At 68.8% G+C, this 20,236-nt stretch carries 13 protein-coding genes; 10 read left to right on the plus strand and 3 right to left on the minus strand.

The features are described 5' to 3' along the window. Positions 1 to 11 precede the first annotated feature (11 nt). The 8 genes from ABZ671_RS24965 to ABZ671_RS25000 all read left to right on the plus strand — a co-directional run bounded on the left by ABZ671_RS24965 (position 12) and on the right by ABZ671_RS25000 (position 9,126). Positions 12 to 158, plus strand: coding sequence for a hypothetical protein (locus tag ABZ671_RS24965; RefSeq protein WP_357862466.1), 147 nt, complete (start codon positions 12 to 14; stop codon positions 156 to 158). A gap of 232 nt (positions 159 to 390) precedes the next feature. Further along, a complete protein-coding gene (locus ABZ671_RS24970; RefSeq protein ID WP_357862383.1) occupies positions 391 to 1,530 on the plus strand; it encodes a DUF932 domain-containing protein in 1,140 nt (379 codons plus the stop codon). A 167-nt stretch (positions 1,531 to 1,697) separates the two neighbouring features. Continuing rightward, the gene (locus ABZ671_RS24975; RefSeq protein ID WP_357862385.1) at positions 1,698 to 2,234 is read left to right on the plus strand and encodes a hypothetical protein; all 537 of its coding nucleotides are present in this window, start codon (positions 1,698 to 1,700) and stop codon (positions 2,232 to 2,234) included. Positions 2,235 to 2,387: 153 nt separating this feature from the next. Next, positions 2,388 to 4,073: a ParB N-terminal domain-containing protein gene (locus ABZ671_RS24980; protein ID WP_357862387.1), complete on the plus strand. Its 1,686-nt coding sequence runs from the start codon at positions 2,388 to 2,390 to the stop codon at positions 4,071 to 4,073. Positions 4,074 to 4,908: 835 nt separating this feature from the next. Continuing rightward, on the plus strand, positions 4,909 to 5,685 hold the full coding sequence (locus ABZ671_RS24985) for a hypothetical protein (RefSeq protein ID WP_357862389.1): 777 nt from the start codon (positions 4,909 to 4,911) through the stop codon (positions 5,683 to 5,685). A 510-nt stretch (positions 5,686 to 6,195) separates the two neighbouring features. Further along, positions 6,196 to 7,719, plus strand: a complete 1,524-nt coding sequence (locus ABZ671_RS24990; RefSeq protein WP_357862392.1) for a hypothetical protein — start codon at positions 6,196 to 6,198, stop codon at positions 7,717 to 7,719. A 201-nt stretch (positions 7,720 to 7,920) separates the two neighbouring features. Then, positions 7,921 to 8,562, plus strand: a complete 642-nt coding sequence (locus tag ABZ671_RS24995) for a GGDEF domain-containing protein (RefSeq protein ID WP_357862394.1) — start codon at positions 7,921 to 7,923, stop codon at positions 8,560 to 8,562. Between the two features lie 117 nt (positions 8,563 to 8,679). Beyond that, positions 8,680 to 9,126, plus strand: coding sequence for a hypothetical protein (locus ABZ671_RS25000; protein ID WP_357862396.1), 447 nt, complete (start codon positions 8,680 to 8,682; stop codon positions 9,124 to 9,126). Between the two features lie 131 nt (positions 9,127 to 9,257). On the opposite strand, the gene ABZ671_RS25005 is transcribed toward ABZ671_RS25000, so the two are convergent. Beyond that, positions 9,258 to 9,686, minus strand: a complete 429-nt coding sequence (locus ABZ671_RS25005) for a hypothetical protein (RefSeq protein ID WP_357862398.1) — start codon at positions 9,684 to 9,686, stop codon at positions 9,258 to 9,260. Between the two features lie 234 nt (positions 9,687 to 9,920). Between ABZ671_RS25005 and mobF the strand changes: the two genes are divergently transcribed. Continuing rightward, on the plus strand, positions 9,921 to 14,177 hold the full coding sequence (gene mobF, locus ABZ671_RS25010; RefSeq protein ID WP_357862400.1) for a MobF family relaxase: 4,257 nt from the start codon (positions 9,921 to 9,923) through the stop codon (positions 14,175 to 14,177). A 167-nt stretch (positions 14,178 to 14,344) separates the two neighbouring features. Here the strand turns inward: mobF and ABZ671_RS25015 are convergent, their stop codons facing one another. Then, positions 14,345 to 15,001 carry a hypothetical protein gene (locus ABZ671_RS25015; protein ID WP_357862402.1) on the minus strand — a complete coding sequence of 219 codons (657 nt, stop codon included), beginning with the start codon at positions 14,999 to 15,001 and terminating at the stop codon, positions 14,345 to 14,347. An 800-nt stretch (positions 15,002 to 15,801) separates the two neighbouring features. Between ABZ671_RS25015 and ABZ671_RS25020 the strand changes: the two genes are divergently transcribed. Beyond that, complete coding sequence (locus ABZ671_RS25020; protein WP_357862405.1) at positions 15,802 to 18,579, plus strand: hypothetical protein; 2,778 nt, start codon at positions 15,802 to 15,804, stop codon at positions 18,577 to 18,579. A 715-nt stretch (positions 18,580 to 19,294) separates the two neighbouring features. Here ABZ671_RS25020 and ABZ671_RS25025 read toward each other — a convergent pair. Then, positions 19,295 to 20,140: a hypothetical protein gene (locus ABZ671_RS25025; protein ID WP_357862407.1), complete on the minus strand. Its 846-nt coding sequence runs from the start codon at positions 20,138 to 20,140 to the stop codon at positions 19,295 to 19,297. Positions 20,141 to 20,236: the final 96 nt, after the last annotated feature.

The raw sequence follows: 20,236 nt of genomic DNA on the forward strand, positions 1-20,236 counted from the left end.
GGTCCAACCGCCTGTTCCTGCGGCGCGCGGTCCGAGTGCTCGCCGAAGCAGGCATTCGACAGTTCCACGACCTCGGCTCGGTCAAGCCACACCCCAGGCTTGACCTCCACAGCGACACATGGCCGATCAAAGATCAGGCCACCGGGAAGGCTCTCTGACGAACACCACATGATGGCTGCGCCGCCGAATTCGCCATTCGAGGCCACAGGGGAAAACCGACCGACTACGTGGCATTAATACCGACGGTCACCCACTTGACACGCAGCGAATTCCACGGGTTCTGCAATCTCAAGTGGATTCTACTTCGCCAATCATGTATCATTAAACAAATGAGGGAGGGGACGGCAACCCCCACCCTCGCAGCCAACACCCAACCGAAAGGGATCAACGGTGAGCAACACGCTCGACACCATCCCCCTGACCGCCCGGCACGCGACGCTGCCGGACCTGCACCGAATCCTCGACCTCCAGCAGGCGCACAAGCTCGACATCGTCGCTGGCACGGCGATGCTGCGGGCCGAGGCCGGACACCTGCGCATCACCGGCGCGGAACCCATCATCAGCGAATCGGGCGTCACCCCCTCCGACGGGCTCTACCTGCCCACCGAGCTGGGCGACGCGGGACTCGGTGAGAAGCTCGGCATCCCCACCGGCTACCTGCGCAAGACCCGCGCCCAGGCGCTGCACCTCTACGACGCCAACATCAACGGATGGCTCGACCTCAGCCAGGGCAAGCGCTACCTCGCCCGCTGCCTGTCCGACGGCAACGGCGGCGGCATCCTGCGCGCCTTCCTCAGTGACGGATACAAGATCATCGACAACCTCGACGTTCTGATGGCCGTCCTGTCCGGCATCCGCGAGTCGGGCATGAACGTCAAGCTGGATTGCGACCTGAGCGAGCGCCGGATGGTCGTCCGGGTGCACTCCGAGGCCATCAAGACCCTCGCCCGTAACCTGCTGCGCAACTACCGCAGCCCCTTCACCGGAGCCACCGGCGCGGACAACCCGACCGTCTTCGCCGGACTCGTCTTCACCAACAGCGAGACGGGCTCTGGCGCGTTCACCGTCACTCCCCGCATCGTCGTGCAGGTCTGCGACAACGGCCTCACCATCACCAAAGACGCCCTGCGAGCAGTGCACCTCGGCGCGAAGATGGACGAGGGCACCATCCGCTGGAGCAACGACACCCACCAGGCAAACCTCAACCTGATCGGCAAGCAGACCCGCGACGCCGTGCGCCGCTTCCTCGACATCCGCTACGTGCAGCGCAAGATCGAAGAGATCGAGGAGAAGGCCGGCCGGCGGATCCCCGACCCCGACCACACCATCCGGGTCGTCGCCCAGCGGCTGCGATTCACCGAGGACGAGCAGCGGCTCATCCTGAACCACTTCATCGACGGCGGCGACCGCACGGCCGGAGGCATCATGCACGCCGTCACCAGCGCCGCAAAGACCCTCACCGACCCGGACGCCGCGTACGACATGGAGGGCGTCGGCATCCGGGCGATGGAAATCGCGGCCACGCTCTGACCCGATCACCGGGTGCCGCTGGCGCAACCCGCCAGCGGCACCCGGACCCAGCGCCCAGCCGCACGGCTGACCACATCGGAGCGCATCGCACGGCCACAGCAATCGGGCTTCAACCCGCCCGCAGTCGTGCGCTGCAAACCCACCGCTGCGCATCTTGGGAGAAAGCAATGCCCCTGTTCATCGGGTTGCCCCACGGGGTGTCCCTACCCCGCAACCTTGCCGAGCCCGACGCCCGACACCTCGTCTCCGTGCTCGCCCGCACCTACCAGTGGACCGGGCCGCTGTTCGGCCGCGCAGAAGTCGAGGCATACCTACGCGCCCAGGCCGACGACCCCGGCAGCCTCCACGATCCAGCCCTGAACACCGAGGACTGGCACCGCGTCCAGAACACCGCCGCATGGAAGAACCTCGCGGCAACAGCCCGCCGCGCCGTCACCACCGCCGACGTGATCGGCCAGGCACTGCGCCAAGCCGGCCTGTACTGCGCCCAATGCGACTCCCCCATCGCCGGCCCCTCGACCGCCAACTGGGGGCACTGCCCCACCTGCCTCAACACCGCCGACATCCGCGACCTGCAAACCCGCCCCTGCCCAGCCGGCGACGGCGCAAGCCCTCACCGCTGGAACAGCACCACCTGCACCGAATGCGCGATGCCCGCACCAGCCGCCCGCGCCCACCTGACCGCCGTCGCCACAGCCGCCTAACAAGCCGCGCGACGTTCCTCCGTCACTGGCAACTCGACAGCGACCCGACCAGCGCGGATGAACGCAGCGGCCCCGAAACCACCGGTCCGGCCCGGACGGCAACCCGGGTCTGACCGGCCAACCAACACACCCACAACCGAAAGGAGCACACCGGTGCTCACGATCGCCGCAACCGAAGCGCAGCCCAGCGCGGAAACCGACCAGCCCAACCCGGACGGACTGTCCGACCCGTCGACCACCCCCACCAATCCGGCGGAGGCAGCCCACACCGAGCACACCACCGCCAAGCCCGCACTGCCCGGCGACTACGAGCTCCTGCCCATCAAGCAGATCAGACCCAACCCCGACAACGTCCGCGACGACGCCCAGGCCCTGCCCGGCATCGTGGAGAACCTGCAAGAGGACGGCGTTCGCGGACTGCTCGCCCCGGTCATCGTCACGCCGCTTGACGACGACACGTACCTGATCATCGACGGCGAGCAGCGATACTGGTCCGCCGTCGAAGCCGAGCAGGAGTACATCCCGGCCATCGTTCGGAACGACCTGGCCAGTAACCGCGAGCAGATCATCAGCATGCTGCGGCAGGTCCACCGCAAGGACCCCACCGCCGCACAGGTGTCCCGAGGCATCCAGCAGCTCGCCCTTGACGGCATGAGCGACGAGGAGATCGCCCGCAGCACCGGCTACCACCCCGAACAGGTCAAGGCCGGCCGCTGCGTCGCCGCCCTGGACAAACACACCGCCGAGCGCACCCACGCACTCGGACTGGACTTCACCCAGGCCGCCGCACTCACCGAGTTCACCGACGAACCCGCCACCATCGAAACGCTGTTGCAGGAAGCCGAGGATGCCGGGCCGTTCGCGTTCGCCCGAGCTGTCGAGCAGGCCCGCTCCGCCCGTAACGTCCGCGAAGCCGAAGCCGCGCGCCGCGCCGAGCTGACCGCTGCCGGGGTGACCCTGCTGACCGAACACCCCGGCTACCACGACGCAAAGGTCAAGGAGATCAGCGACCTCCGCGACGCCCAAGGCCAGCGCATCAAACCCGAGGACCACAGCGCCTGCCCCGGCCACGCCGTCCTGCTGTACTTGGCCTACGACCACCGCCTCACCGAACGCACCTACTGCACCGACTGGCGCAAGCACGGGCACACCCAGTACAGCTACAGCACCACGACCCGCAGCGGCCCCAGGACCGAGGAGGAAAAGGCAGAGCGGCGGCGCGTCATCGAGAACAACAAGCTGATGGAAGCCGCGAACACCGTCCGCCGCGAGTGGCTGACCAACCTGCTCGCCGGCAAGACCCCACCCAAGGGCACCAACAAGCTCATCGCAGAAATGCTGGCCGACTCCGGCTACATCCTGTCCACCTGGGTCAACGGCGGCCGGAAGATGCTGGACGACCTCCTCTCGCCTGGCAAGACCAAGCGCGCCGGCACCAGCCGCGTCCCGGCCCGCGTCAGCGACGCCCGCTACACGGTCATCTCCCTGGCCGCCATCGCCGCCGCGAACGAAAGCGCCATCACCCGCGCCTCCTGGCGTGCTCCGGACCCGGCCGTCGCGAAGTGGTTGCAGTGGTGCATCACCAACGGCTTCCAGGTCGGCAAGGTCGAACAGCTCATCATCGACGGCGTCACCAACCGCACCACGAACAGGCGAACGGCCCCCGCCGTATCCACCAACACTGAGCCAGACGACCCGCAGCCTGCCCGTACCGAGGACGAACCCGAGCAGGCAGAGAGCGAGGGCCACGGCGTTGACGCGGCAACCGTCGCCGCTGCCGACACCGCAGACGTCGAGACGGAGACGGACTCCGACACCACGCACAACCTCGCCGCTTAACCGCTGCCGGTCGGGGGCCACACCCGGCCCCCGGCCGGCACCACCCAAGACCGATTTTTCCCGAGCCCGTCGTGCTCCAGACCGTTGCTCCCGCGGCCACCGGGCGGGCCGGAACACGTCCGCGTCCCAGCAGGTCCGCAGCCGGCCCGCCCTGCCAGCTCCGCGTGCGCCACGATCTGCGCTCAGCCCACACACGCAATGCCTGTATAGTAATGACCCGTATCCGGAGACGGCGAACCTCCGGAGGCCCACCACACCAACCCACGGGATTCGACCATGCCAAACCGGCGGCTCAGCCAGAACCCGACCACCGCACCAGTACGGCACCCACGTGGCCAGGCCCCGCTTGACGGACAGCGGGATATTGCGCGGCTGCTCGGACGCGATGGCCGCTGGCGCCTCTTCCGGGACAACAATCCCCACGGCCTCCGGCTCGACACCTACAGCGACAGGTGGACTCTCACCCGCGAGTTCCACGTCCAGATCAACGGCACTGACGGTGAACGATGGGACATGATCACCGAGCCATCGCCCGTCTGTGTCGGAGGATGGGACGCCCAGCGCCGCGAGTACGTGGCGCGCAGGCTGCCAACCGGGCAGGTGATCGCCACGGGCGGCACGCAATACGGGGTCCTGGCGCGCGCCGCGCGACGGTGCCTTCCCAATGCCCGGCATCACCCGCCCCAGCGCCATCGGGTCGACTGCTCGGCGGAGGCCGGGGGGTTAGTTTGGCGAACTCCCCCCGGCCGCCTGGCATCCGGCGCCACACAGGCCCCAACGAACCCTTACGCCGGACGCGTGCCGCCCATCGTACGGCAGCCCCCACCCGACGACCGTGAAGCAGACCATGAGAAGCATCCTCAGCCGCCATCCGCCGACCATTCGGCTTGCCAACCAGTGCGTACGGCATCATCACTCCATGTCCACGCGCTCCCCACACGGCCGCGATGTCGTCAACCGGGTTGAAGCAGCGGCGATGCTCGGCATCTCCGTAAGCCACCTCGACCGGCTCTACCGCGAGCGCGACAGCAACGGCTTCCCCGAGCGCGCGGCCGACGGCCGCTCATGGCACCGCCACGACATCGCCACATACGAACTGCCACGCGAACAGGTCAGGCGCAGTGCGCAAGACAGCGTCGACCGCTCCGGGGACCCGGACGAGTTGGTCGACACCGCGACGGCGGCCCGCATCCTCGGCTACCGCGACCGACGCGCTCTCGCCGGAAACAACCCCGTGTGGCTGCGGCTGCAACAGCAGGTGGATGACGAATCCTTGACCCCATCCGGCCGCAAACGCAGACGGTGGAAGCGGCGCACCGTGTGGGAGATCGCGGAAAGCCGCATCGGCAAGGGAGGCGCGACGCGCACCGGGCGGCCAGCCGGCACTCCCCACGGCCACCCTGACCGCTCCGGCAACCCGGACGAACTGGTGGGCAACGCGGAAGCCGCCAGAGTGCTCGGCTACAGCACCGTCAACGCCCTACCCGATCGCGTGCTGGAGCGCGCCGATGAGCAGACAGCAGGCCCAAAGGGGCGCTACCGCCGCAGGTGGAGGCGCGAAACGCTGTGGGCCATCCTGGACGAGCAGGGCAGCACACCACCTCACCCCTGATCTGCCCAGCTGACTCTCGGCGTAGGGCTGCCGCCGACGACGACCGATCACCGCACTTGCGCTCACCGAGGCGTCCGGCCCTGGCGGGCCGGGTAACCGGAAGCGGCCTCCGGCCGCACTGTCCAAAACCCCCTTCACCGGTGGGGGCCGCAACAGGCTAGCGACGTGCTCGCTCCGGTCAAGTCCGGGCGCGGCTCGGAAACATCATGCACACCCCGCATGATCTTTCCTCGAAACCCCACGCCCGGACTTGACCTCCACTGCGCGCGCCGCGGGTCGAGTGAACTCGCCCCCCACCGCCGAAGGAAGTGGGGGGACGCGCCGTGTCCGTACACGGCAGCGTCGTCGGCGTAGCCGCCGGCAACCACTATCAAGATCATCGGAACCGTCTCGATCATCAGGCCGAATCGGATAGACCCACACCCCAACAGGAGGTATAGTAATAACTGTTTGGAGGGGACGGCGAACCCCCACCGGCACACCACACAAACCCCAACCCAGAGGAGACGCATGGACTCCCACGACGCCGGCGCTCCGCCGATCGTCGAGGGGTACGGCTGCACGACGTGCGGCGTACCCCTCACGGTGATCACCACCCCGGACGGCGGAAGGGCGTTCCTACACCCCCGCAGCAGCAACGACGACCACGAGCCCAAACCGGTGCCGCTCGCGCAGCTCACGCACGTCGAAATGACCTGCGACTTTTGCTCCGCGCCTCACCCGGTGGCGTCGTTCACCTTCGCCAAACTCGAAATCGCCATGGTGGCTCCCACCGACGTCACTGGCATGGCGATGCACAACCTCGGCGGCAGTTGGGCAGCATGCGAGGCATGCGCGCGCCTGGTCGAGCAGCGCGACCCCGAAGGGCTGACCGCTCGCGCCGTCAAACGCGCCCGCCGTCGCGGTCTGTCGGATGACGCGCAGAGCTTCTTTCGCCCTCTACACCACGCCCTGTTCGCCGCCACTCCCAGCACACCGGCACGACGACCGCTTCCCACCCACGGGGCGACCAACCGCAGCCGCCCTCCCGCACAGGACGCCGCCCCCGAGGTACGGTCGCTGCGCCCGCAGGTGCTGCCGAAGGTGCGGGATCGGCTCGTGCGTTTCTGGCGCACGTCCGGCAGTTCGTATCTCCTGCGCCTGCTCGACAATGGCGAGACGTACACGGTTCCCGGACACCTGTTCCCCGGTGCCTCACTCGACGCCCCCGCCGCGATCGTTGACGCCCGCAACCCCGAAGCACTGCGCCAGTACACCGCCCTCATGGCGAACCATGCAGAAAACGGACGCGTGTTCTGGATCGACCCCGACTTCACCGCCCTCGCCGCGCACGCGGCACGCGATCTTTCCGACGTACGCATCGAGCAGGTCGAGATGCCGGCATCCGACGGCCTGCTCGTCTGGCACACGCCGATCTATCGGCCGGTAGAGCCGCAGACCGGCCTAACGGTGCCAATCGTCGCGGCACAGTGGGGACCCATTCCCGACGGCGTCTGGATCACCTTCTACACCCCAGCCGAAACCCTCCTACAGGGTCAGCAGCCCACCGAGGTGGAATTGCAGGGACTGCGCGAGCGCATCGGCTGGCTCGCCCCGGTCAGCACCGGCGCTGGACTGCACTTCGGTCAGCCGTACGCACCCGGCAGCGAGCAGACGCGCGTGATGCTGTGCTCGCTGATCGCCACGTGGATCCTGTCGACGCAGCCCGACGCCGAGATCACCGAGGAACCAGCCGACAAGGCGACGCGCAAGGCGTACCAGCGCGCCAACCGACCCGCGCCAACGGTTCGGCTGGTGCGGCTGCGACGCAAGCAGCAGACCCGCCAGGACAGCCCCGACGGCACGACCACGCGCGTCTACACCCGCCGATGGTGGGTCGCCGGATTCTTCCGGCAGCAGCCCTACGGCCCCGGCCGCGCGCTGCGCCGCCGAACCTACGTCCGCCCTCACATCAAGGGACCGGCCGACGCCCCGCTCGTCCTGACCGATCAGGTTCACGTGCTCGGCGACGCCCGCAAGCGACAGCAGCCGTAGAGACGCAACAGGGGAGTCGGCCACCCCGACTCCCCTGTTACCCATCATGGCAACGCCTCGAAATGTGGAAGCGCCGCCGGCACATCAAAGGCCGGATCGGATAGACCCACATCATCAAATGGTGTATAGTAATGACTGTTCGGAGGGGACGGCGAACCCCCACCGCACACCACACAAACCCCAACCCCAGGGAGCACCCGAATGCACACGGCGTGGCAAACGATCCTGCTCGCAATCACCAGCGCCAACCTCCTCGCACTCCTGGTGCACAACCGACGACTTCGCACCGCCCTCACCACCGCCCGCCACGAGGCCGACCACGACCCACTGACCGGGCTGCCCAACCGCCGCGCGCTGCTGCGCCACCTAGACGCACTTCTGACCGACCGCACCCGGCCCGTCAGCGTCGCCCTGCTCGACCTCAACGACTTCAAAGCGACCAACGACCAGCACGGGCACGCCGCAGGCGACAGCCTGCTCATCCACGTCGCGGACACCCTCACCGCACTCGACCTACCCGCCGCCTACATCGGCCGAATGAGCGGCGACGAGTTCCTGATCATCACCGACGACGACGAGCGCACCGGCCGCGAGAACGCCACCACCGCCGCCGATGCCCTCGACCGCAGTGCGCTCGCGATCTTCGGCGAGCCCGTGCACTGCCGCGCGAGCATCGGGCTCGCGATAGCCGACGACGGCACCCGTACGGCCTCCGACCTGCTCACCCGGGCTGACGCCGCCATGTACGACGCCAAGCGCCACGGCGCAGCCGTCCAGGTGTGGCACCGCGCCACCGCAACCACCGCCACCAAGGCAGCCACCTCACGCCGCCGCTACCGCTAACGCCCCCGGCGCGGCCCGGGTCACCCACCCGGGCCGCCCTCTCCCCTCGCACCACGCTCGCCATCCGGGCGGAACGGCGAACACCGCCCCACACGAACGCCAACACGAGGAGCCCCCATGTCTGCTCTCACGGCACCCACGACGTCGGCCCCGGCGGCTGCGCCCGCCGTCCACCGCGCCGGCCAGATCCTGGCCATGCTCGAAGACGCCCGGCACCGCATGGCCCACGTCATCGGCTACCTGCACCTGTGCGACCACCGCCCCGCGTGGCCCACCGAGCCGGTTAACGACCTCACCACCGCTGTCCAACTGCGCGCCGCAACCGTCGCACTCATCAAGTACGCCCGCCGGCACCACTGCGACGACTGCAACCCCGGACGAATGCGCGCCACCCTGCGACTGGCCGCGATGCTGCTCGACCTCTGGCAGCACGGCAAGCACTACGTGCAGCGCCCCGACCTGTACCCGGTCACGCTCGCCCACAGCGCGCACCGACTGTTCACCGACTGCGCCGGATGGACCACCACCGGCGACCCCGGGCATCTGCTCGGCCAGCACCCCTGACCCCGAGCCCGCCCGGCCGCGCGCAACGGCCGGGCGGCGCACGCGGAACGTCGTCGGCGCGCATCGAGCACGCCGCCGCCGGCTGCCGCTACCGGCTCTCACCCCCACGTCCCACAGCGCATCCGCGCGGGTCAGCCGCCGTCCACCAGGTCGGCGGCCGGCCCGGCATCACCCACCACGCCCCCGCGCGATACCACCTCCGGCGCAGGCGGCCGGCCACGGCGACGCGGCATCACCGACCCCAACTGCGCGATGCGCGCGCGCACCGCCTTACCGTCCACCGTCCGCCGCAGCGCCCGGACCCTGCTCACGTCCACACCGACCAGCTCAGCAGCCAACCCATCGTCACGCAGAATCGTCGCCAGGACGGCCACCGACAGTTCGTGCGCCGCCGTCGCGTCCCGGACCTCCCCGTCTACCTTGGCCAGCAACTCGCGCCGCCGCTCGGCAGCATCCGCAAGCGCCGAGGCAGACTGCTCGACGGCCCGCACCGCACGCCGCTCGACCTCCTGCCGCGCCCGAAGCGCACGGACCGCATCATTCCCCGTTTGACTCGCCATATCCCGACCGTAGCGACCTTACGATCCCACCAACACATCCCGAGCCCGCCAGTTTGTCTATTCGTTCGATCCTGGCCGCAATTTCAGGAATCACCTCAGATCTTCACTCAGACCAACCACACAGCCTTCTAGCTGGAAGAACATGCACCCTCACGATTCTCACCCCCTCAGAAGCGACACACCCTCTTGCATTCTCCGCTACTCACCATTTAATTGATCTTCTACGGTTTTCCCATGTTGTCCATCACGCGAATCTCGCCCGGCAGCGGATATCGCTATCTGATGGAGCAGGTCGCGGCCGGCCGACACGACATGCGCGGCCCGACCGCCGGAGGCCCGGCCCCGTACTACATGGACCCGACGGCGCGAGGTGAAAGCCCCGGCTGGTGGGCAGGCGCCGGCGCCGCAGTCCTCGGAATGAGCGGCTGGGTCACCGAGAGCCAGATGCGGTTCCTCGTCGGCCAGGGACGCCATCCCCGCGCCGGCTACCAGCTCGGACAGCGATGGCGCACCTACGCACCGCAGACCGACGCGTACCGTGCCGCGGCCGCGCAACGAGCGCTGTCACGTCTGCCCGACGACGCCACGGTCGAACAGCGAGACAAGGCGTGGTACGACGCGATGACCGCCCCGGAGCGCCGCGCAGTGTCCGCGTTCGACGTCACCGTGTCCCCGGTCAAGTCCGTATCGCTGCTGTGGGCCTTCGGTGACGACGACGTCAAACGCGACGTCATGGCTGCCCACCACGCCGGGGTACGGGTCGTACTCGAGCACCTGCAACGGCACGGCGCCTACGCCCGCGCCGGCGCCGGCGGCATCCGCCAACTCGACACCGCCGGCCTGGCGGCCATGGTCTTCGACCACCGCCTCAGCCGCGAACGTGACCCCCAACTCCACGCCCACATCGTGGTCTCCGCCAAAGTTCAAGCCCACAGCCACGACGCGAAACCCCAGTGGCTCGCCCTCGACGGCCGGGCCCTCTACCGCGCCGCGATCGGCGCCCGCGTCGCCTACGAACGCGCGATCGAAGCCGAGCTACACCAGCGCCGCGGCATCACCTTCGCCCCACGACCCGACACCGGCATCCGTGAAATCATCGGCATCAGCGACGACTCCCTGCGCCACTACGCCAAACGCCGCGCCGCCATCACCGACGAGATCCACCGCAGCGCGTCCCCGCTCCAACGGATGGCACCGCGGAGGTGGCGCACTCACGCCCAGAACGCCACCCTGCGCACCCGCCGCCCTCACAAAGGCGCCGAGTCGACCCACGAGGCCGTACGCCGTTGGCTCGCCGAAGACCGCAAGATGGGCCTCGACACCAGCGGGCAGATCCATCGTCTTCTCGCCAGTCACGCGCACGATGACACCGCCGCCATCGCGCTGCGGGTGCTGCGCCGGGCCCGCCGTCTCGCAGCCGACCCCGCAGCCCTGGACGAAGCCACGCTACGGGACGCCGCCGCCCAGCTTCGCGTCCCCCGCGCGCACCGCACGCACGTCATCGACGCCGCCGTCCGCGCCGACGACCGCTTGGCGGTCGCGCGTGCCGTGCACACGCTCAGCCGCCAGCGCGCCGTCTTCGGCCGCGACCACCTCGAACTCGCCATCGGTCAGGTCCTCGACATCACACCCGGGCACTCGCCCGCCGCGGACTGGCAACGCGTGCAGCGCCTCGCCGCGCACGCCGTCGCCGAGCGGACCGCAGGCCTGCGCGTCCTGACTCCCCCAGCGCTCGTGCAGTGGGGACCGAGCCTGCAGCGAGCCAGCGACCAGCACAGCGAATACACCCGCCACCGGGACCTGCACCTGACCACCCAAGCCGTCCTCGCTGCCGAGCACCAGGTCATCGCCTACGCCCGTCAACTCGGTGCACGGCCCGCCCCCGCCGAGGTCGTCAACGCCGCCATCGAGCAGTTGGACCTGTCCGGCGAGAAAGCCGAGGTGTTGCGGTTTCTCATCGGCGATGACCGGCGCGTCACCGGCGTCATCGGCCCCGCCGGCACCGGCAAGACGCACCTTCAGCGGGCCGTCGTTGCCGCAGCCCACGCCGCAGGCATACCGGTGCTGGGTCTCACCGTCGGTCAGGCCGCTGCCAACCTGCTCGCTGACGCCACCCGCCAACCCGGCGGGACCACCCTGCGCACCGAGAACGTCGCGCGGTGGCTGCACGCCCAACATCGCCCCCCGCCTGGCAGCAACGCCCGCGACTGGCAGTTCGCACCCGGGCAATGGGTCATCGTCGACGAGGCATCCCAGATATCTAGCCACGACCTTGCCCGCATCACCGCCCAGCTCGACCAGGTACACGGCAAGCTCATCCTCGTCGGCGACCCCAACCAGACATCCGCCGTCGGACCCGGTGGGCTGCTCCGCTACCTCGCCACTCTCGGCGTCACCACCCACCTGTCGCACGTACATCGCTTCACCCACGCCTGGGAAGGCCCCGCCTCGCTACGGCTCCGCCACGGCGACCCCACCGTCCTCGACGAGTACGACCGGCGTGGACGCCTCGTCGGCGGGCACCGCCGCCACCTCATCGACCAGATGCTCACCCGGTGGCTCGCCGACATCACCGCCGGCCGCCACAGCATGATGCTCGTCGACACCACCGAAGAGGCCACCGAGATCGCCCACCACGCGCGCAACTTGCTCATCACCGCGGGCCACGTGCAGCCCGGCCGCGCCGTCCGCCTGCGCGACGGCAACCTGGCCAGCGTGGGCGACATCATCGTCACCTGCCGCAACGACCGCCGCATCGCCGCCGGCCCCGACTACGTCACCAACCGCGACCAGTGGCGCATCAACGCCGTCACCCGCGACGGGCAACTCCACGTCACCAACACCACCACCGGCACAGCCGCCATCCTGCCCGCCGCCTACACCGCCTGGCACACCCACCTCGCGTACGCCCAAACCGTCGACTCGGTCCAAGGACAAACCGTCGACACCGCCCGCGCGCTCATCGACGACAACACCTCACTCGCCCGCATCTACGTCATGCTCACCCGCGGCCGGACGCTCAACGAGGCGTACGTCGTCACCGACGACGACCCCCGCGAAGGCACCCCACCGGCGCCGCCCACCGCCCGCGTCGCCGTGCTCGCCGACATCATGCGCCGGGCCACCCCCGAGCGCTCCGCCACCGAAACTGAACAGCAGCTCTGGGCCGACGCCGACGCCCTGCACACCTGGACGCCCATCTACGACGACCTCACCGCCCGCGCCCGCATCCCCGAATACCTCGCCATCATCCGCCAGCTCAGCGGCCCCGCCCTCGCCGACCGGCTCGCCCACGACCTCGCCCTACCGGCGCTCATCAGCCGAGTCACCACCTACGCCGCCGCCGGACACGAACCCCGCGACGTCCTCCGCCGCGTCATCCGCGTACGCGAACTCGACACCGCCGACGACATCGCCGCCGTCCTCAGCTGGCGCATCGACCGCCTCATGCAACGAGCTACCGCCGACCCCGCCGTCGCCGAACGCCCAGAACACTGGCGCACCCACACCGACCGCCTCCCGACCGACCTCACCGACGACATCGGTGACGCGCTGCGCCAGGTCGCCGCCATCTGCGACCGCCGCGCCGAAGCACTCGCGCAACTCGCCGCACAGACCCGGCCCGCCTGGAGCCTCGCCCTCGGCGACATCCCCACCGACGACACCGGCCGCCAACAATGGCTCACCCGCGCCGAGGTCATCGCCGCCTACCGCGACACCTACCAGCTCACCAGCGACCAACCCATCGGACCCGAACCCCACACCAACGACATCACCCGATGGAACGCCTGGCACCGAGCCCGACTCGTCCTCGGCGCCGCCACCCTCGCCGGGCGACTCACCACCGCACCCGACGCCGAACTCACCCGCCTCATCACCGCGCAGCGCGCTGCCGACAACGCCGCACCGGCCTACGTCGCCGACGCGCTGCGCGCCACCTACCGCGCCCTCGCCGACGCCGAACACCACCGCCACGACCTCGCCCAGCTGCTCGCCACCGCCGACGCCACACACCGCCACACGGCGCTGCGCGCGCAACGGTTGCAACCCCGCTGGTGGCACCGCGGCCCCTCACGTACCCGACGCCTCACCGCACAACGCGACCTGCACACCCACGCCGCCGCAGCTGCCGACCAGGTCGGCAGCCTTCGACAGAAGCTGGCCAGCCTCGACCAACAGATCGCCGAGCACAGCCAACGCGCCACGGCCCTCGACGCCCAGCACGCGGCGTGGAAACGCTGGTACGACGATGCCCTACCGGCGCGCTACACCGGCCTCGCCGCCGCCGCCGAACAGGCCCGCCGCGCCGCCAACCGCAACGCGGCCCTCGCCGACGCCGTCGCCGCCACCACCGCCCGCGTCCACGCCGTCAACGACACCCGCCCCACGCCTCACATGACGCCCATCCCCGAGCACCTGCGCCAGCACGCACACGACGCGCACCAGCGCCTCGTCACCCATCCCGACAACAGCCAGACGGAGATCGACTGATGTCGCCTGCGGATTTCGTCGACAAATCCGGGCGGCGCTACACCATCCGCCCGACGCCTACCTCATGTCCGCCATCATCACTCACCAGGACGAGGGTCGGCCCCAGCTCTCGGCGTCGCCAGTGTTGGTGGCCAGTTGTGATTCCCGGGTACGGGCACCTTCGTTCGTCACTTTATCCGATAGGAAGCCGGGGGTCTTGAACCCTGCACGGCATCAGCAGCGGTGCGGACATACCGAGCGACCGTCAACAGTTCTCGCGCCCGGAAGTAGGCGGCCTGATCGTCTTGCCACAGGCCTGCCTGAACGTGGCGCTGAAGCGCATCGACCGCGACGGACAGCTGCTCCCGCTGGGCGGACGTGAGCGGTCCTCCTGCCACAAGGCAAGCGGTGACGCAGGAATCGACCTGCGACGCAATTGGGTCGGGCCAGGCCAGCAGAGCGGGCAGGCGCTTGCGACGCCAGAACATCAAGGCATGCAGGGCGGCCTGCTGCGCTGCGCCGTACCAGCATCGAAGACCCAGATTGGGGTTCGGATCGTTCGGGCGAGGGCTCCGCTGCCCCCGACGCTTGGCGGCGCGGCGCTCCGCAGCGTACTCGCCAAGTTCGGCGTGCCAGCCAGCCCGGCTCGCGCTCAGGGCATCGAGCGCGCGCAGCAGGGCTACCTCGTCACGCTCGAACGGCCCAGCCACCACCCGCAAAAAGCTCAAGGTCGCGTGAAAGCCGATCGGCCGGTACAGCTGCACACAGGACCGTAGCGCCGACACCCGGCGTCGATGGGGCAGCGCCGGATTGCGAACGTGCCGGGCGTAGACGCTGAAGCTCACTCGGCGAGGCTAGCTTGGACGGACGACGACTCCGTGGGGAAATCCTGCTGGCCGCAGACACGCCAGCATCGCGGCCCGCGGCGAGCTCTACCACTCGGACGAGCGATGGCACCACGGAGAGCTCTACGAGCGGCCTGGCTCACCACGGGACTGGCCCTGTTCGTACGAACTTGTTCTGGCCCCACCGTTCCAACTTCGTCTGGGACCAGTGGGATCGATGCACATCTGTCGACAACTCCTCTTGGCTCCACCTCTCCGCGCATCCGGGAGACGCCCAGCCGGCCGACTCGACCCGCTGGAGCCGCGCCTTGCTGCTCGGTGGCAAGCCGACCCGTACCGCAGGCGCGGGACGCGCCGAGGAGCGGAAGCGGTGCGCCAGCACGCTCTGGCCTGGGCAATCGCGTGCCTCCAACCGGCGGACGCCCGACACGGCGCGCCCCACAACCCGTCGACGGGAGCCGTGGTCAGGGGTGGGCCAGAACAAGTTGGTATGGCCGGCACCGTGCCCCGACGCATCGATGCCGGTGTGGGGCCATTAGAAGTTGGAATCCCAAGGTGGGGCCAGGAGAAGTTGGTGCGCTGGTACCAAAACAACCTGGTCGAATCACTGGCCCCGTGGGCGCATACTCAGCGCCGTGATTCGGGGCAGGATTCGACGCGTCCGTTGGCGGCAGCTAGGAACTGCAGCGCCGGTGTGGATGGTGGGCGCTGCCGGGGTTTACGCCTGCATCGTCTGGCCGAGGATTCCCCTTGCCCCAGGTGACGCCGGGCGAGGTTTCCAATCCGCCGCTAGCCTGGCTATGTCCGCCATTGTCGCCGCGTTGCTGGTCCTGCTGCCGACAGTCGGGCTGGTCGCTATGCAGATGCTCTCGCCGTTTTCGTGGCGGGCTGCGCGGGTCGTCTTCAGCGGGTCCAGCGCCATGAGCGCGGCTGTCGTCGCTGTCCTGGGCGTTGCGCTGCCGATGGTCGCGGCGGTCAATCCCTCCCCGCTTTTGACCCGCCTGGCGTTCGCCGGCTTCGGGATGGCGCTGCTGCTCATGGCCGATGCGACCTGGCGTGGATCGCGGCGTGCCAACCCGGGTTGGTTTGTGAGCCACACAGCGCGGAAGGTTTCGGCCCTCGCCGACCGCGCCTCCCGACCGCGACGGGCTCTGGAAGCCCAGACGGAACTGCTCACCGAACTTGTCGGCGCCGCTCGGCTGCCCATCGAACAGTACCGAACGACGGCCGCGACCTGGGCGCTGGCGCTGGTGTTGCGCTGGCATGCCGGTGTGCCGCCGGAGGACATCGCCCGAGTCATCCGGCTGGTGGTCGCCGAGCTGGGACGGGAACCCGCAGCAGGTCGAGAGGATGTAATTACTGCGCTCGCGGCCTTGGGTGTTCACCTGAGTGGGGATCGCGTGGTGGCCGAAGCCGTAATCGAATCCATTGGCGGTCTAGCGCAGCGGGCCCGCACGTCCGGCCCGTATGTGCATAGCGATCTGCTCCTCGATGCCCTCGTTGACGTCGTCGGAGCCCGGCTGGCGCAGCTGCTGCCACCGCGCACTCTTCGGGTGCTCAGGCCGCCATCGCCGGACGTCGGCCGTCGACGGCGTCGCGCCCCAGATGAGCTGGACGGCAGGCCGACACGCGCTGCCGAGGACCGACTCCAACTCCTCGGCGAACGCAGCAGCGTAGAGAACGGGACCGCGGTCGGTCTGCGGCTAGGGCACGGACCGTCGAATGAAATCGGTCCGGAGCAGCGGCGTCAGCGGCTGGTCTCACGCTCGGTGCGCGAGGCGGTGGACGATGCGACCCGTCATGCCTTGGACGCCGAGGAACTGATGATGATCTTCGACTCACTCTGTGATAGCAAGCAGTCCACGGCACCGGCAACGACGCTCTCAACAGCGAACATGCGGGCGAGGAGCGCTCAGGCTTACGACCTCTTCCTTGCTGAGGTCAATCGTCTCGCCTCCATGCTCGCTGCACCAACGCCGGAGAGTGCGGCCTGGCCAGCTGGGTGGCAGGGCAGTGCCGGGTTCCAGGCTGACGTACGACGCCTCGGGCACCTCGCAAGCCGCCTCTACTCGACCCACCGGATGCCGCCCGATGCGGTCGAAGAACAACTGGAAGCAATCGCGACACGGCTCAGCGGAGACGTCGGTCCGGCCCGTCCGCTGCCCCCAGATCGCACCGGATGGCGCACCACCCACACACCCAACCCGACCGGTCCAGCGGTGGCCGCCGCCGAGACTATGGCTGAACTCGCGGCGGCTGCCTTCCACGCCGGCTTTGATCGACGGGCGCTGCTGACCGGCCGCAGACTCCTCAGCGCGGCGACGATGGCAGCCACCGCAGGCGACGGTCGAGCGGTCGAGATCTACACGCAGGCACTCGACCGCGTGGCTCAACAGCTCAGGTGGGGTCACGGTAACGATATGGACGCCAACCGGCACCGCTCCAACCTGGTACTCGCCGGCCTCATCGCCGAATTCGACCCGCTCCTATCAGCTACGCCGCCTGACCAGCAGGCAGACAAAGCGATTAACGAACTGGTCGACTGGCTGCCGTGGCAGACCAACGGAAATCCCTACCCGCTTGCCGCCGCAGCCTGGCAGGCCCGATTGACCGCCGCCGGCTGGCTGGCCCACAGCCCGGGAAAGCGCCGCCGCCAGCCTGTCCCCGCCGGTCAGCCACAGGCACTCCCGCACGCGCTGGTTACTAAGGCTGAGGAGGAGTTCCAGCTCCACCTGCACGTCGATGACCCGATCTACCCCGCCGTATACCTGCTCACCTTGTGGGCCCACGCGATCGCTGCCGTTCGCGAGGGCGATCGTGACGCCGCCTACCACCTACACGAGTACCTCAATCGGGTCATCGACGAGTACGGCAAGGACGACCAGGACGACGATGCTCACGGCCAGCCAGCCACCGCGCAGGGCAACCATGAAGGCAAAGACGAACACGACAGCCACGCCCGACAAATACATCCCCAGCTTCGTCGCCTCATCACGGCTGCTACCAACTGGTCGGCAAACGCCAGAACCGGCCGACGCGAGGTAGTCCTATCGAGGCGGCGTGTGCCGGGCCTACATAACAGCCTTCGGGAACTTCTGGCAGGGCCAGGGTTCAGCGACCGCCGCTACCACGGCCTACCCGAAATTGATGGCTCCTATCTCGTGGTGGTCGAGGAACCAGATGGCAGCCGGCGGCTGCTGCGCGACAGCGAAGCGGGCGCCCGCGGCCTGTTTGCCTGGGGCTACGGCGGCACCGGCCCCCACACACTGGCCGACGTCCTCACCGACGACATTCTTGCCGAGCTGAACCGCTGCCCCGACTGCTTCGGCGCCACCAAATGCGCCGCCGGCCTCATCCGCTGCCGAACCTGCCGCAATACCGGACTCCGCATGGAGCGGTGGCACATCGCCAGCGCACTCGTCAGCAGAGTGATCTCCTCGTTGCCCAACCATCCAGCAGCTGCGCCAACCATCCCCGAGGCCGAATGGTCCCTGACGCGCTCAGCACTACTCACTGAGGCATGCCGGACCCAGACGGCGGGCCGGAACGTGCCAAGGGTTGAGGCCAGTGGGAGTTAGGCGACCAGCGGTTGCTGTTCTGTTTGCTGGTCGGGTTTGTTGATCCAGACCTGGTCGAGCAGGTCGAGGATCTTGGTAGGAGCCGGCTGGTGGTGAACCGTTCGGGGTGCGCCGCGCGGGCGGTGGCCAGGGTCCGTTCCCGCGCCGCGCGGACCGCTCGGTGGCGGCCGTAGTGGACTTCGGCGGGGGTGTGTAGTCCGATGCCGACGTGGCGGTGGGCCTCGTTGTACCAGGCCACAAAGTCGGTCATGAACATCCGGGCGTGGGCCAGGAGGCCTGGTCGACTGGCAGGGTCGCGTAATCCAACTGTCTTGTATTCGTGGTCATGGCTTGTCCAGCAATCACGGTGAGTCACGCCGAGCATGGTGCTGGCGGCGAGATCTGCGTCGACGATCATCGTCTGATGACGCGGCGGGCGATCTGGATGCCGTACTGACCGTGAGGGTGCCCACACGACTGGCACGCCATGTCAGCGGCAGATCCGTGCTCTGCCGCTGAGCCCAGCGCGTTGGTCGCGGCAATGTGCTTGGTCTGGCGTCAGTCGGTGAGACCGGCAATGGCTCGCAGCGCCGCAACATGCTTCTCGTACGCCGCCGCCCCCACAGCAGTCTTCAGGTTGATGTCCGCTTTCGCGTCGTGGATCGCGTGTGCAGATGCGCGGCCGCACTGAGGAAGCAGAGAAGGCCGATAAGACCGATCACGATCCGGGAGCCGGTCAGCGCCATGGCCGGGCCGCCACCACGGCGAGGGCGACGAGGAGAAACCATCCGGCGATCTCCCACCAGCGGGACTGTGCCGGCTCGGGTGCATGCCGGCGTGCCGGGGTCGCGTCGGCATGTAGCTGTTGGAGATTTTCGTAGCCGGTGTGGCTGCCGATCGCCGAACGGGCGGCGGGATGCGCGGCGTAGTGAGCGACGGCGTCGGCGATCAGGTCACGGTCAGTGCCCTCGAAGTAAATCCGGTCCCGACGCAGCAACCCACCAGTGCCCCGGAGCAGCTCCGGACGGGTGTAGGTGAGCCGAACCTCCCCGCGAGCGTCAGCGGGTTGGAGCGGCTGGACGTCGGCCAGGGCATCCCAGGGAATCATCAGCGTGCGGAGGTAGCCATCCGAGCGGATGCCGTCCGGAGTCAGGATCACCCCGACTCCGCGCCAGAGGCCCGGCACGTAGAGCCCGATCGGCGCGGCAATCAGTGCAACGGCCAACAGCCACCCAGGGTTGACCGTGTGCTCGTACCGCGCCGTCCACGAGCCCACAAGAACGAAAATAGCGATCGCGCACAGGTGCGGCAGGGCCAAGCCCAGGAAGAAGGTGGGCCGCGGCGACCGAAACGCGCCGCCGGAAACCTCCAGGCCGGTGGGAACACCCCGCCGGGCGACCCGGACCACCAGCACCAGCAGCACGAGAAGTACCACCATCGCGACGAACATGCCCAGAACCAAGCCCTCCGGCTCCGTCGGCGACAGTGTGCCGACAGCGACCACCGCCGCCAGGCCCAGCACCGCCAGCACGAAGATCGCGCAGCGGTACCGGACAGCAACCATCCACCAGGCAAAGATCACGATGCCCACTGTAAAGCCGGGTTCCTGCGGAGACACTCCCTCCACACGGCGCCCGAATCGGCTCGGCACCGTTCACCACTCATCAGACGACTGGAC

The organism is Micromonospora sp. NPDC006766 (assembly GCF_040636055.1).
Lineage (GTDB): Bacteria > Actinomycetota > Actinomycetes > Mycobacteriales > Micromonosporaceae > Micromonospora.

Coding starts and splice junctions, on each gene's coding strand:
- ABZ671_RS24975 (WP_357862385.1), top strand. CDS start 1,698: ATGCCCCTGTTCATCGGGTTGCCCCACGGGGTGTCCCTACCCCGCAAC.
- ABZ671_RS24990 (WP_357862392.1), top strand. CDS start 6,196: ATGGACTCCCACGACGCCGGCGCTCCGCCGATCGTCGAGGGGTACGGC.
- ABZ671_RS24995 (WP_357862394.1), top strand. CDS start 7,921: ATGCACACGGCGTGGCAAACGATCCTGCTCGCAATCACCAGCGCCAAC.
- ABZ671_RS25000 (WP_357862396.1), top strand. CDS start 8,680: ATGTCTGCTCTCACGGCACCCACGACGTCGGCCCCGGCGGCTGCGCCC.
- ABZ671_RS25005 (WP_357862398.1), bottom strand. CDS start 9,686: ATGGCGAGTCAAACGGGGAATGATGCGGTCCGTGCGCTTCGGGCGCGG.
- mobF (WP_357862400.1), top strand. CDS start 9,921: ATGTTGTCCATCACGCGAATCTCGCCCGGCAGCGGATATCGCTATCTG.
- ABZ671_RS25020 (WP_357862405.1), top strand. CDS start 15,802: ATGTCCGCCATTGTCGCCGCGTTGCTGGTCCTGCTGCCGACAGTCGGG.